The organism is Quadrisphaera setariae (genome assembly GCF_008041935.1).
GTDB classification, from domain to species: domain Bacteria; phylum Actinomycetota; class Actinomycetes; order Actinomycetales; family Quadrisphaeraceae; genus Quadrisphaera; species Quadrisphaera setariae.
Window position 1 is genome coordinate 217,731 of the sequence record NZ_VKAC01000002.1, and the last position, 13,470, is coordinate 231,200.

Annotated in this window: 12 protein-coding genes; 7 read left to right on the top strand and 5 right to left on the bottom strand. The window is 74.7% G+C overall.

What is annotated here, in order from left to right; translation table 11 throughout:
- The first annotated feature begins 1 nt into the window (after position 1).
- Entirely contained in the window at positions 2-976 is a 975-nt protein-coding gene (locus FMM08_RS04290) for an ABC transporter ATP-binding protein (protein ID WP_147925108.1), read from the top strand.
- Positions 977-987: 11 nt separating this feature from the next.
- Positions 988-1,809, top strand: a complete 822-nt coding sequence (locus FMM08_RS04295; RefSeq protein ID WP_147925309.1) for an ABC transporter permease — start codon at positions 988-990, stop codon at positions 1,807-1,809.
- Between the two features lie 3 nt (positions 1,810-1,812).
- Here the strand turns inward: FMM08_RS04295 and FMM08_RS04300 are convergent, their stop codons facing one another.
- Positions 1,813-2,676, bottom strand: a complete 864-nt coding sequence (locus FMM08_RS04300) for an esterase/lipase family protein (protein WP_147925109.1) — start codon at positions 2,674-2,676, stop codon at positions 1,813-1,815.
- Between the two features lie 89 nt (positions 2,677-2,765).
- On the opposite strand from FMM08_RS04300, the gene FMM08_RS04305 reads away from it, so the two are divergent.
- From FMM08_RS04305 to FMM08_RS04315, 3 genes are all read left to right on the top strand, one after another.
- A complete protein-coding gene (locus tag FMM08_RS04305; RefSeq protein ID WP_222710393.1) occupies positions 2,766-4,229 on the top strand; it encodes a mechanosensitive ion channel family protein in 1,464 nt (487 codons plus the stop codon).
- A 169-nt stretch (positions 4,230-4,398) separates the two neighbouring features.
- Positions 4,399-5,538, top strand: coding sequence for a hypothetical protein (locus FMM08_RS04310; protein WP_147925110.1), 1,140 nt, complete (start codon positions 4,399-4,401; stop codon positions 5,536-5,538).
- 58 nt (positions 5,539-5,596) lie between these two features.
- Positions 5,597-6,748, top strand: a complete 1,152-nt coding sequence (locus tag FMM08_RS04315; RefSeq protein ID WP_147925111.1) for a hypothetical protein — start codon at positions 5,597-5,599, stop codon at positions 6,746-6,748.
- A 186-nt stretch (positions 6,749-6,934) separates the two neighbouring features.
- Here the strand turns inward: FMM08_RS04315 and FMM08_RS04320 are convergent, their stop codons facing one another.
- The 3 genes from FMM08_RS04320 to FMM08_RS04330 form a co-directional block, all read right to left on the bottom strand.
- Positions 6,935-8,104 carry a Fic family protein gene (locus FMM08_RS04320; protein ID WP_147925112.1) on the bottom strand — a complete coding sequence of 390 codons (1,170 nt, stop codon included), beginning with the start codon at positions 8,102-8,104 and terminating at the stop codon, positions 6,935-6,937.
- 190 nt (positions 8,105-8,294) lie between these two features.
- The gene (locus FMM08_RS04325; protein WP_187279538.1) at positions 8,295-9,374 is read right to left on the bottom strand and encodes an FUSC family protein; all 1,080 of its coding nucleotides are present in this window, start codon (positions 9,372-9,374) and stop codon (positions 8,295-8,297) included.
- A 28-nt stretch (positions 9,375-9,402) separates the two neighbouring features.
- On the bottom strand, positions 9,403-9,972 hold the full coding sequence (locus FMM08_RS04330) for an AAA family ATPase (RefSeq protein ID WP_147925114.1): 570 nt from the start codon (positions 9,970-9,972) through the stop codon (positions 9,403-9,405).
- A 45-nt stretch (positions 9,973-10,017) separates the two neighbouring features.
- Here FMM08_RS04330 and hisF point away from each other — a divergent pair, with 45 nt between their 5' ends.
- Positions 10,018-10,791: an imidazole glycerol phosphate synthase subunit HisF gene (gene hisF, locus FMM08_RS04335; protein ID WP_147925115.1), complete on the top strand. Its 774-nt coding sequence runs from the start codon at positions 10,018-10,020 to the stop codon at positions 10,789-10,791.
- Between the two features lie 218 nt (positions 10,792-11,009).
- A complete protein-coding gene (locus FMM08_RS04340) occupies positions 11,010-12,608 on the top strand; it encodes a purine-cytosine permease family protein (protein ID WP_147925310.1) in 1,599 nt (532 codons plus the stop codon).
- Between the two features lie 111 nt (positions 12,609-12,719).
- Here FMM08_RS04340 and FMM08_RS04345 read toward each other — a convergent pair whose 3' ends face one another.
- Positions 12,720-13,403, bottom strand: a complete 684-nt coding sequence (locus FMM08_RS04345; RefSeq protein ID WP_147925116.1) for a TIGR03085 family metal-binding protein — start codon at positions 13,401-13,403, stop codon at positions 12,720-12,722.
- Positions 13,404-13,470 lie beyond the last annotated feature (67 nt).

The following is a 13,470-nucleotide window of genomic DNA, read 5'->3' on the forward strand; positions in this document are numbered from 1 at the left end:
CGTGAGAGGACCTGCCGCGAGCGAGCTGGCCGTCGAGACGACGGGCCTGACCAAGCGGTTCGGCAGGGTCCAGGCGGTGGCCGACGTCGACCTGCGCGTCGCCGAGGGAGACCGCTACGGCTTCCTCGGCCCGAACGGCTCGGGCAAGACGACGACCGTCCGGATGCTGCTGGGCCTGGTGCTGCCCACCGGGGGCCGGGTGCGCGTGCTGGGCGGTCGCGTCCCGCAGGACGCCGCCCGCGTGCTGCCGCAGGTCGGAGCCATGGTCGAGGGCCCGGCGGCCATCGGGCACCTGTCCGGGCGGGCCAACCTGCGCCTGCTCGACGCCGCCGTGCCCACCCCGGGCGGGCGCCGCACCCGGCGCCGCCGCGTAGACGACGCGCTGGAGGCCCTCGGCCTGGCGCAGGTGGGGCGCCGGCCGGTCCGCGCGTACTCCCTCGGCATGCGCCAGCGGCTCGGCATCGCCTCCGCGCTGGTGCGCCGCCCGCGCCTGCTCGTCCTCGACGAGCCGACCAACGGCCTCGACCCGCAGGGCATCGCCCTCGTCACCGACCTGCTGCTGCAGCTCTCGGCGCAGGGCACCACGCTGCTCGTCTCCAGCCACCTGCTCTCCGAGGTCGAGCACCTGTGCACGCGGGTCGGCGTCATGGACCGGGGCCACCTCGTGGTCCAGGACCACGTCGACGCCCTGCGCGCCCCCACCGGCAGGCTGCTCGTGACGCTCGCCGGTGGTGCTCAGGACGACGACGGCGGGCGCGTCCCAGCGGCGGCCGCTGCGCTGCTCGGGGCCCGCCTGCTGGGGGCCCCCGTCTTCGGGCCGGAGGGCGTGCGGCTCGTCGCTGCTGACTCCGGTGACGCGGTCGGCGACCTCGTCCGCGGCGGCCTCGTGGTGCGGGAGGCGGTGGTGGAGCGGCGCACGCTCACCGACGTCGTCCTCTCCCGCACCACGGCGGTCGGCGAGGGGATGGGCGCGTGAAGCTGCTGGCGCTGACGGGCGTGGAGCTGCGCAAGCTGGCGCTGCGGCCCCGCACCTGGGTCTCGGTGGGGCTGCTGTGCGCGCTGCCCGTCGTCGTCGCGGCGTTCCTCGCCACGAGCGAGCTGGCGCCGCGGCCCGGGCAGGGCCCGGCGTTCCTCTCGGCCGTGCTCGGCAACGGCCAGCTCTACCCGGCGGCGGCGCTCGGCATCGTCGTCCCGATCTTCCTGCCGGTGGCGGTGTGCGTGGTCGCGGGCGACGCCGTGGCGGGGGAGGCGCAGGCCGGCACGCTGCGCTACCTGCTCGTGCGGCCCGTCGGGCGGACCCGTCTGCTCGTGGCCAAGCTGTTCGCGGTGCTGGCGTTCACCTTCGGGGCGGTGATCGCCGTGGCGCTGGTGTCGTTCGCGGCGGGCACGCAGCTGCTGGGCACCCGGCCCGACGCCCTCGGCACGACCACCGCCTCGCTGTCGGGGACCTCGCTGTCGCCGCAGGAGCTGCTGGTGCGCACGCTGCTGGTGATGGCGTACGTGTCGGTGTCGATGCTGGGGGTGGCGGCACTGGCGCTGCTGCTGTCGACGCTGGTCGACTCGCCCCTGGTCGCCGCGCTCGGGGGGCTGGCGCTCCTCGTGGCGAGCACCGTGCTGGTCGGGCTCGACGCGGCGTCGGCCGTGCACGACCTGCTGCCCACGCGGTACTGGCTGGCGTGGGTGGACCTCTTCCGCGATCCGGTCCTGTGGACGGACGTGCGGCGCGGCGTGCTCGTGCAGCTCGGGTGGGCCGGCGTGCTGCTGGCGGCGGCCTGGGCGTCCTTCACCACCCGCGACGTCACCAGCTGACCGCTACCCACCGGCCAGGAGCTGCCGGCCGCGGGAGGTGAGGGCGTCGCAGTCGGTGGCGGGCGGCGCGGCGTCGAGCACCGGACCGTCGAGGGCCGCGTCGACGACGCCGACGGCCAGCGCGTCCCGCACCAGCCCGCCGTGGTCGACCCTCGACGCCGAGCACACCTGCTGGAGCTCCACGTCGACGGCGCCGCGCAGCGAGGAGGCGTCCGCCGGCGGCACCACCACCTGGTCAGCGGCGGACCACACGCTGGTCCAGCGGACGCCGTCGCCAGGGGTCTCCGGCAGGGACCGCAGCAGGCTGCTCCCCGGCTCGAGCTGCTGGCACGCGAGCGGGCAGTCCTGCGGGGCGTTCACCGCCGCGAAGCGCGCCAGGTCCGTGCCCTGGTGGGGTGAGCCCAGCGTGACCACGCGGCGCACGGGCTCGTCGGCGCCGTCACCGGCCAGCCACAGCCGGGTGACCACCCCGCCGGCGGAGTAGCCGACCACGTCCACCGACGGCGCCCCGCCGGCGAGGGCCGCCTGAGCCGCGGCCTGGACGGCGGTGGCCTGCTCGGCCAGGTCGCCCGTGCCGTCCCCTGCTGCCGACACCACCCGCACCTGCCGCCCGGCGCGCTCGAGCGCCCCCGCCAGCACCTGCAGCCCGGAGGTGCTGCCGCCGTACCCCGGCACGAGCAGCACCGTGCCCTGCACCGCCTGGTCGGCCGGCCCGGCGGAGCTGGCCGCGCCGGACCCGCGCGCGTCGTCGTCCTCAGCGCCACCTGCGGACGGGCCCGCGCCGCGCAGCAGCACCGCCCCCGCCGCCACCACCAGGACGACGACGAGCGCCATCAGAGCGATCGCCAGCCGGCGCCGAGGTGCCACCCAGCGAGCGTGCACGACCCCGGGATCTTCTGCGACAGTGGATGCACCGCCCGCACCACCCGCCCCGGACCCGGAGGCCCTCCCCAGCCATGCTCGAAGCCTTCTACGACCTCTTCAACGGCGACGAAGCCGCTGCGACCACGCCCCTGACCGGGCTCCAAGCGCTGCAGCTCGTCGCCGTCGCGGTCGGCGCGGCGCTCGGGGCACTGGTGCTGGGGATGGTGGTGCACGCCGTCGTCCTGCGGATCGGCCGCAGGTCCGTGGTGGCGCGCACCCTCGCCGCCCGCCTCAAGGGCCCGTTCCGCTGGATCCTCGTGACGCTGGCCGCCCAGCAGGTGTTCGTCAGCTCCACCGGGAACGACGGCTGGCTCATGGCCACCCGCACCGTGCTGCTGCTCGCCGTCATCGCCTGCATCGGCTGGCTGCTGGCCAAGGTCGTGCTGGTGGTCGAGGACCTGCTGCTCGAGAAGTTCCGGGTGGACGTCGCCGACAACCGCCACGCCCGCCGGATCCGCACCCAGATCATCTTCCTGCGGCGCATCGCGCTGCTGGTGATCGCCCTGCTGACCGTCGGTGCGATGCTCTGGACCTTCCCCGAGGCCCGCGTGGTCGGCACCGGCATCTTCGCCTCCGCCGGCCTGCTGTCCGTGGTGGCCGGCCTGGCCGCCCAGAGCTCCCTCAGCAACGTCTTCGCCGGCCTGCAGCTCGCGTTCACCGACGCCCTGCGCGTCGACGACGTCGTGGTGGTCGACGGGCTGTGGGGCCGCATCGAGGAGATCACCCTCACCTACGTGGTGGTCCACGTCTGGGACGACCGCCGCTACGTGCTGCCCTCCACCTACTTCACCTCCACCCCGTTCGAGCACTGGACCCGCAAGGACTCCCAGATCCTCGGCGTCGTGATGCTCGAGGTCGACTGGCGCACCGACTTCGACGGCATGCGCGACGAGCTGCACCGCGTGGTCGAGGCCGACGAGCTGTGGGACCGCCGCGTGGCGGTGCTGCAGGTCACCGACGCCGTCAACACCTTCGTGCAGGTCCGCATCCTCGTGTCCGCGCAGGACGGGCCCACGATCTTCGACCTGCGCTGCCACGTGCGCGAGGCGATGGTCCGCTGGCTGGTGGCCTCCAACCCCCAGGGGCTGCCGCGCCTGCGCCTGGCCGGCTCCGACGCCGAGGAGGCCGCGCTCGCAGAGATGACCCGCGAGCAGCGCGTGCCGGCGAAGAGCGGGCACGACCCGAAGGCCCCCCGCCGGGGCGCGGGAGTGCCGACGCCGGCCACCGTCGTGCTGCCCCCCGTGGCCGCCGACCGCCAGCCCGACCGCCGCGACGACTCCCTGTTCACCGGCTCGATGGAGGCCGTCGAGAGGTCCCGGGCGTTCGCCGGGCCCAGCGAGGCCGAGCAGGCCGACCGCGTCGAGCGCCTCCTCCGTGAGGAGCGGGAGCGGGTGGAGGCCGAGGAGCGCGAGGCGGTCCGCCGCCGCTTCCGGGAGGACCCCGACCCGGCGCTGACCACGTCCGTGATGCCCGCCGTCCCCGAGCGCCGTCGCTGACCCACCTTCCCTCTGCCCCGGCCGTCTGCGTGACGCCGGACGTGCAGAAGTCCTGACCGGAGCCCTCTGCGGCGCTACCGGGAGACTTCTGCACGTCGGTGATCACGGGTCGGACGACGACGGCGCGCCGCCGCTCTGCAACGCACGGCGGTGCGGCAGCGTCTGACCGGTGATCGTCGCGACGAGCGACGGCGCGGTTGCGGAGGGCGGGGTCTGCGTGCGGCGTTCCAGGGCGGGATCGGTCGGTCTGACAGCAGGGGCGGCGCTCGCGGTGGGACTGGCGCTGGCTGGGTGCGGGGGCACCCCGCTGGCGCAGCCGGCGCCGGACGCCAGCAGCGCGTCGCCGTCGTCGTCCGCCTACACCGACCCCGGCCAGCTCTGGCCCGACGCGGCGCGCACGGTCGTCATCACGCCGCAGGGCCAGCGCCCGCCGATGCCTCCGCCCGACGAGGCCCAGCTGCAGGACCTCACCACCTACGCCGAGCAGGAGGGCGTGCCGGTCGAGGCGGTGGTCCGGGAGCAGGAGGACGTGACCGCCTTCCACGACTGGGTCGCCGCGACGGTCACGCCGATCCTCGGTGACCGGTTCTCCGAGGCGCGCCCGGAGATGGAGGGCGGGCCGGCGTGGATCGGGTTCACCGGCGACGTGCCGCCCGAGCTCGTCGCGGCTGCGGAGGCCTTCTACCTGCCGATGGAGCTGCGGGGCGGGGCGCTGCTCACCGCGACGGAGGCAGACCGCGTGCGGTCGGTCGGCACCGACGCCTTCGCCGCGGCAGCGCCGAGGGGCTTCGGCTGGAGCGGGAGCCTCGACACCCCCACGGCGACGTTCACCTACGGCGGCATCCCTGCCGAGCAGTGGCAGGGCGGTGACGAGGTGAGGGCGGCCGTGGTCGCCGCTGCGGCGAAGGCGCTGGGCCGCGACGCGCCGTTCCGCGTCGAGGTCGAGCTGGACGACCGTGACCCCAAGACCACCGAGCCGGCCTTCTGGTACCTCCCCGCAGGCTGGACCGCCGACCCGAGCGCCACGAGCCTGGAGGTCGTCGTCGACGCCCCGGAGTGCGCGAGCGGGGTCAACCCGGGGGAGCGCATGGCCCCGCCGCAGGTGGAGGTCACGGACACGCAGGTCCGGATCGCGGTGTCCACCTACATCCTGAAGGGACCGCAGACCTGCCCCGGACACGGCACGGCCCCGCTGGTGGTCGACCTCGGCCAGCCCCTGGGCGACCGGACGCTCGTGGACGTCAACGGCTCCCTCCGCGGAGACGGCGCAGGACCCGGCGGTGGGCTCCTGACGCCGCCCGCCGGATGAGGACGACGACGACGCGGCGCCGCCCTGCAACGCTCGCGCCTGCGGGAGCGTCTGACTGGTGATCACTGCGCCGGTCGGTGGTGAGGCGGAGGACGGGGTGGACGTGGGACGTTCCAGGGCACGAGCGGTCGCGCTGGCAGCTGGGGCAGCGGGAGCGGTGGTGGTGCTCGCCGGGTGCGGGAGCGCGGCGCATCCGCTACCGCCCGGCGGCGCGTCGTCGTCCTCCTCCTCACCCACCCCGCGCGCCACCTTCGCCTGGCCCGACCCTGCGCTGACGGTCGTCACGACGCCCCGCGGCGTCCGCCCGCCCCTGGACCTCACGTGGGCGACCCCGGGGTCGCTGCAGGACCAGATCGCACAGGAGGAAGGCATCTCGCTGGAGGAGGCCGCGCGGATCGTCCAGGACCAGGAGCTGGTGGGGGTCTTCACCTACGACGTCCAGGAGCGGTTCAGGGACGCTCTCTCCACGTCACACGCGGGGGACGAGTCGTCGCAGGGCCGGCCGTGGGTCGCCTTCACCGGAACCGTGCCGCCGGAGGTCGTCACCATGGCGGAGCAGCTGCCGTTCCCCATCGAGCTGCGCGGCGGAGCGCTCGTGTCCAGCCACCGCAACGGCGTCATCATCGACGCGGCGACGACGGCGTTCGCCGCTGACCTCGGGGTGGCCGAGCAGGGGCTGGTGCTGGGCGGCCACTTCGACTCGACCACCGGCGTGGTCACCATCGACTACTCCACCGACCCGCTCACGCGGCGCCCCGATGCGGGCACGGAGGACGCGGTCATCGCCGCCGCGCAAGGCGCGCTCGGGTGGGACGCGCCGCTGTCGGTCGACGTCCAGGCCGACGACCGGGACCCGACGACGACGAACGCCGCGACGTGGTTCCTGCCGGAAGGCTTCGTGCCCGACCCGGCGGCGACCCGCGTGGAGGTGCTGGTCGTCGAGCAGGGATGCACCGGCGGACGGGGGGCCGAGGGCAACACCGCCCCTCCGGAGGTCGAGGTCACCGGCACGCAGGTGCGCATCGCGGTGTCGACCTACATCCGCAAGGGGGCGCAGGGCTGTCCGAACCACCCGGCGGCTCCGCTCGTGGTGGATCTTGGTCAGCAGCTGGGGAACCGCGAGCTGGTGGACGTCCACGGCCGCATCGACGACGGCGCCGGTGAGGGGATGCACCTGGGAGGCCCCGTGCAGGTGCCCGCCGCCGGCTGACCCGGCACGGCGGCGTCCCCTCGGGCATGCAGGAGTACCGCCGGTGGGGTGGGGAGTCGCTCCCGAGCGACTTCTGCCCGCTGGGCGGGACGAGGGCGCGTGACGCCGGACGTGCAGAACCCGGCCGGAGCGCCCCGTCAGGCCCCCACGAGGAACTTCTGCACGTCCGGCGTCACCGCCAGCCGGTCACCGGGTCGAGCGCCGCCCGGCCCGGGTCGCGAACGCGTCCAGCGCCGCCAGCACCTCGTCGGCCTGCCACAGCCGGCCGCGATCGCGCCCCGTCGTCTCGCGCACCACGCCCGCCTCCACCAGCGGCGCCAGCGGCCGGGCAGCGTTGGCGGCCGAGACCCCCAGCTCGCGGGCGATGGTCGCGCTGTCGACCACCGGCTGCCGCAGCAACAGGTCGGCCAGGCGCCACGCGGCGGAGTCTCGGCGAGCCACCACCACGTCGTCCCACCGCGCCCGCACCGTCCGCAGTTCCGCGGCCAGCTGCCGCCCGTTGACCACCGCGGCCAGCGCGCTCCGGGACATGACCTCGACGATCGGGTCCACCTCACCGCCGCGGTACGCGGTGAGCGCGTCGAAGTACCCGCCGACGTCGGTGAGCAGCCCGGCCGACACAGGCACCGTCACTCGCCGCGCGAGCCCCCGCCCCCGCAGCAGCGCGTGCACCAGCGCCCGCCCGGTGCGGCCGTTGCCGTCCGCGAACGGGTGGATGGTCTCGAACTGCGCGTGCGCCAGCGCCGCGTGCACGAGCACCTGCACGTCACCGCGGCTGCTGAACGCGACGAGGTCGTCGATGAGGGCGGGCACATCCTCGTGGTGGGGCGGCACGAACTCCGCCCCGTGCGGCCCGTACGTGTCCCCGCCGATCCACACCTGCTCGCTGCGCCACCGCCCCGCGATCGACGGCGCGCTCGCCTCCAGCAGCGCCCGCTGCATCGCCAGCAGCCCCTCGGCGGTGAGCTCGTCGGCCAGGGCGAGCGCCGCCTGCATCGACCGCACGTTGCCGAGCACGAGCTCAGCGTTCCGGGTGGCGCTTCTCCCGAGCTCAGCCACCGCGATCGCCCGCGCCCCCGACGTCAGCCCCTCGATCTGCGACGACGACGCAGACTCGCTGCGCAGCAGCAAGAACGGCAGCGGCCCAGGGCCGCCGCCGTCGGACTCTGCGGGCGCGCTCGCCTGCTCCGCATCGAAGCGCGCCACCTCGGCGGCCGCCTCTTCCGCCAGTGCCGCTGCCACCGATGAGACCGCAGGCGTGGCTCCCGCGATGAACGGCACCACCGCCGCTGCGTACGGCCCCCGGTGGCGCTCGCGGATCGAGCGCGGCACGAGGTCGGGCGGGAGGGTCGGCATCCACGGCACCTCCCGGCTGCCGAGCGCCGGCCAAGCGCCGGTGTTCGCGGCTCGACCTGAAGGCACACTCGGACGTTACCTTCACTTCTGCCGCTGAGTGATGGTGACGACATCGCCTGTTCTCACTTCTCCCTGGCGGCGTCACGCCAACCGCTGGGCCGGACTGGCGAGGGCGTGCCAGCCCTCCGCGTCAGCCGAAGCGCTCCCCGGCGCGCGCCGGCACCTTCTCCCGGGCCGACGCGTCGTCCAGACCGGCCACCATGAGCAGGTCCACGGTCGCCGAGCGGACCTGCGCCAGCACCACGTCGGCCGACAACGACGAGCGCGGCACCACCACCGACGCCAGGCCCACGGCCGCCAGCGCGTCCACGGCGCCGTCCAGCGGCCGCCCCGCGCCCAGGTCCTCGGACAGGCGCAGCACCGCTGCCGCCAGCTCGTCGACCAGCGCGAGCAGCTCCTCGGGCACCACCTCCATCCGCTCCGTGGCCACCGCCAGGCGTCGGGACAGCACGCGGACGTTGCGCACGGCCCGGTCCAGCGGCACCGCCAGGGCCTGCACGGTCTGCGCGCGCACGGCGTGGTGGCGACGGAACGGCGTCAGCCGTGCCACGTCGAGCCCCTCGGCGGCGGCGGCGCGCAGCCTGTCGAGCCGCTCCTGGGTACCGCGGGCGTGGGCGAGGGCGTCCCGGCCGCGCTCCACGTCTCCGTCGCGCGCCGCCGAGGACGCCTCCAGCAGCAGGTCCGCCACGGTGGCGAGCACCTCCTGCGCCAGCACCACCGGCCGGCGCAGCTGGCGGCGCGGCACGAGCGTGGCCAGCAGCAGCGCCACCACCCCGCCGGTGGCGGCGTCGGTCCACCGACCGACGATCGCGCCGGTGGTGGTCTGGGCGTACAGCGTCACGAAGACGCCCTGGATCGCGATCTGGTTGATCATGAGGGTGCCGGCGCGCAACAGGATCGCCACCGACATCCCCAGCCCGACCACGAGCGCGATCTGCCAGGCGCCGGTGCCGAACGCGCGCACCATGAGGTCACCCACGAGCACGCCGATGGCGACGCCGACCACCACCTCGCCCACGCGCCGCAGGCGCTGCCCGTAGGAGACGCCCAGGCCCAGCACCGCGGCGATGGGCGCGAAGATCGGCTGCTCGTGGCCCAGGAGGTGCCGCGCCAGCAGGTAGGCGAGCCCAGCGCCGACGGCGCACAGCACCACGTGCGGCGCGTACGAGCGCAGCCGGTCCACGCGCGCCCGCAGCTCCAACCGGCTCACCGGCACCATCCTGCCCGGGAGGGGTGCCTCACGTGCGCAGCACGAGGTCCGCGCGGTCCCGGGTGCCCTCCGCGGTGAACAGCGCTCGCTCCTGCACCGCCCAGCGCTCCCAGTGGGGCCGGTACGCCTCGCCGTCGCGCTCGATGCCGCGCCGCATGCGCTCGTCGTCGTCGGCCTCCACCCACACCAGGGCGGTCAGGTGCGGCGCGCACGGACGGGACCCGCACCCCACCCCCTCGACGACGACGACGTCCGCCGCGGGCACCGGCACCTGCTCCGCCCAGCGGTGCGCCACCCAGTCCCAGCGGCGGAACTGCGCCGGCGCGCCGGCGGTCAGCGGTTCGAGCACCTGGGTGGTGACCAGGCCGACGGACTCTGCGAGCCCGTCCCACCCCGGGTAGAGGTCGTCCATGTGCACCTCGGAGGTGCTCACCCCGCGCTCGCGCAGGAGCTCCGCGACGGCGCCGGCCAGGGTGGTCTTGCCGGAGCCGCTGGGGCCGTCGACGGCGAGCACGCGCACGCCGCCCGGCCCGGCGGCGCGCCCGAGCACGAGGTCGGCGGCGGCCTCGGCCGCTCCGGCGGTCAGGTGCTCCGGCACCGGGCGACCCTAGCCGCGTGCCGGGGGCGCCTAGGCTGGGCCGACGTGAGCCTGGCCGTGCGCGTGATCCCCTGCCTCGACGTCGACGCCGGCCGCGTGGTCAAGGGCGTCAACTTCCGCGAGCTGCGCGACGCCGGTGACCCCGTGGAGCTGGCGGCCCGCTACGACGCGCAGGGCGCTGACGAGCTGGTGTTCCTGGACGTCACCGCCTCCTCCGGGGACCGCGAGACCACCTACGACGTGGTCCGTCGCACCGCCGAGCAGGTCTTCATCCCGCTCACCGTGGGAGGCGGGGTCCGCACCCCCGACGACGTCGACAGGCTGCTGCGCGCCGGCGCCGACAAGGTGGGCGTCAACACCGCGGCCATCGCCCGCCCGGAGCTGGTGCGTGAGATCGCCCAGCGGTTCGGCAACCAGGTGCTGGTGGTGAGCCTCGACGCGCGGCGCACCCCGGAGGGCGGACCGCCCACGCCGTCGGGCTTCGAGGTCACCACGCACGGCGGACGCCGCGGCACGGGCATCGACGCCGTCGAGTGGGCCGAGCGCGTCGCTGGGCTGGGCGCGGGCGAGCTGCTGCTCAACTCCATGGACGCCGACGGCACCAAGGCCGGTTTCGACCTGGAGATGCTGACCGCGGTGCGCGCCCGGGTCGGCGTTCCCGTCATCGCCAGCGGCGGTGCCGGTGCGGTGGAGCACTTCGCGCCGGCGGTGGCGGCCGGCGCCGACGCGGTGCTCGCCGCGAGCGTCTTCCACTTCGGGCAGATGACCGTCGGCGACGTGAAGGCGTCCCTGGCGGCAGCCGGTCACCCCGTCCGCTGACACAGCGCGGTGGTCGACCACCCATGATCACGCAGGGTGATCGAGGTTGAAACGCGGGGTGACCTCTCGGTAACACGGCAGCCCTACGGTCGCCGTTCGTGACCCAGGACACCCACCGCGCGACGGCGTCGTCCGCGCGCGTCCCCGCCCAGACGGGGGCCACGCCCACCCCCGACGGCCCCGGCGACCTCAGCGTCGCCCACGCCGCCGGCGAGACGCTGGAGGACTACACCCTCCGCTTCGCCCCGCGCTCCTACCGGCGCTGGTCCACCGGCGTCGTCGCCGTCTCGGCCCTGGGCGGCATCGCCTACCTCGCCGACTTCGCCATCGGCGCGAACATCGGCATCTCCTACGGCACCACCAACGCGCTGTGGGGGATCGGCGTCTTCGCCCTCGTCGTGCTGGCCACCGGGTTCCCGCTGGCGTACTACGCCGCGCGCTACAACCTCGACCTCGACCTCATCACCCGCGGCTCCGGCTTCGGCTACTACGGCTCGGTGGTCACGAACGTCATCTTCGCGACGTTCACCTTCATCTTCTTCGCCCTCGAGGGCTCGATCATGGCGCAGGGCCTGCAGCTGGGCCTCGGGGTGCCGCTGTGGCTCGGGTACGCCGTCTCGACGATCGTGATCTTCCCGCTGGTGGTCTACGGCATGAAGGTGCTGAGCACCCTGCAGCTGTGGACGACGCCGCTGTGGCTCGTCCTCATGGTCGCGCCGTTCGGGTACCTCATCGTCAGCCACCCCGAGTCGGTGGGTGCGTTCTTCGAGTACCAGGGCGAGTCCGGGAACGGCACGCCCAGCTTCGGCGCCGTGATGCTCGCGGCGGGCGTCTGCCTGTCGCTCATCGCGCAGATCGCCGAGCAGATCGACTACCTGCGCTTCATGCCGCCCAAGACGGCCGAGAACCGCCGCCGCTGGTGGGCCGCGGTGCTGCTCGCCGGCCCCGGCTGGGTGCTGTTCGGCGCGGCGAAGCAGGTGGTGGGGCTCTTCCTCGCGGTCTACATCCTGGCCAGCGCGACGGACGGCGGCGCCGCCATCGCCAACCAGCCCGTGCACCAGTTCCTCGAGATCTACCGCGACTGGATGCCCGCGTGGGCCGCGGTGGCCCTCGCCGTCGTCCTCGTGGTCATCAGCCAGGTGAAGATCAACGTCACGAACGCCTACTCCGGCTCCCTGGCGTGGACCAACTCCTTCACGCGCCTCACCCGGCGCTACCCGGGGCGCCTGGTCTTCGTGGGCGTCAACCTGGCCATCGCGCTCGCGCTGATGGAGCTCAACATGTTCGACTTCCTCAACACGATCCTCGGCTTCTACGCCAACTGCGGGATCGCGTGGATCGTCGTCGTCGCCGTGGACATCGCGGTCAACAAGTACGTGCTCGGGCTCTCGCCGAAGCAGCCGGAGTTCCGCCGCGGGATGCTCTACGACATCAACCCCGTGGGCTTCGTCTCGATGCTCGCGGCGGCCGGCGTCTCCATCGTCTGCTTCTTCGGCGGCCTCGGTGCCGGGCTGGCACCGTTCAGCCCGCTGGTGGCCGTGGTGCTCGCCGTGGTGCTGCCCCCGGTGCTGGCCGTCGCCACGAAGGGTCGCTTCTACCTGCGGCGCTCCGACGACGGCATCGACGCTCCGATGCTCGACGACGACGGCAACCCGTCCGGCGAGGTCATGACCTGCCACGTCTGCCACCAGGGCTTCGAGCGCCCCGACGTGGCGGCCTGTGCGGCGCACTCGGCCGTCGTCTGCTCCCTGTGCCTGTCGACGGACCGCACCGGCGAGCACGTGCTGCCCGCCGACCCGCCGCTCGCCCGCGCCTGACCCCACACGACTCCACACCCGTGATCATGGGCGCTGTGTGCAGCCGTGCGCACAACGCCCATGATCACGGGTGGTCGTGTTCGCAACTCCCATGATCACGGAGGGGGTGGGTCACATCTGCTGGACCACGCCCGAGAACGCCGCCACGGCGTCCTCGGGGCCGCTGAGCTCCACCCGCGCCGCCCCGCGGCGGCCGGTGGCGTGCAGCACCAGCTCCTCGACCTCGCCGGTCACCACGACCTGGCGTTCGCGCCGCACCGCCACGAGCTGCGGGCCCGCCGGGACGGCGAGCACCACACCCACGGAGGCGCGCCGGTAGACGAGCCGAGCGAGACCCTTGAGGCTGCGCCACAGCGCCTCGCGCTGACCGGGGCGCAGCTCCTCGGCGGCGGCCGGGTCGGACGGGTCCCAGCCCGGCGCGGCGCGGCGCACGTCCTGGCCGTGCACGTAGAACTCCAGGCCGTTGGCCAGCGCCTCGACCTGGGGCAGCGCCTGCGGCGTCCAGCGCGGTGGCCCCGACCGGAAGCGCTCCACCAGCTCGGAGAAGGGCAGCGCCCGCAGCCGGCCCTCCACGGCGTCGGCGTGCTCCACGGCGCGGCGCAGGACGGTGACGCGCTCGGCCCGTTCACCCAGGCGCTCGCCGAGCTGCCGCGGCACGAAGGCGTCGGGCCGGCCGTCGCGCACGACGAGGTGCACAGCCAGCTCTCGGGCGTTCCACCCCTCGCACAGCGTCGGCGCGTCGGGGCCGGCCTCCAGCAGCAGGTCGGCGAGGTGCGCGCGGTCGGGCCCGGTCACCGGATCATCCTGCCGCGACCCGCGCCCGCCGGCACCGCGGGGTGCGCCGTGCGGGCGGCTGTCGGTG

Coding starts and splice junctions, on each gene's coding strand:
- FMM08_RS04305 (WP_222710393.1), top strand. CDS start 2,766: ATGCTCGAAGCCTTCTACGACCTCTTCAACGGCGACGAAGCCGCTGCG.
- FMM08_RS04320 (WP_147925112.1), bottom strand. CDS start 8,104: ATGCCGACCCTCCCGCCCGACCTCGTGCCGCGCTCGATCCGCGAGCGC.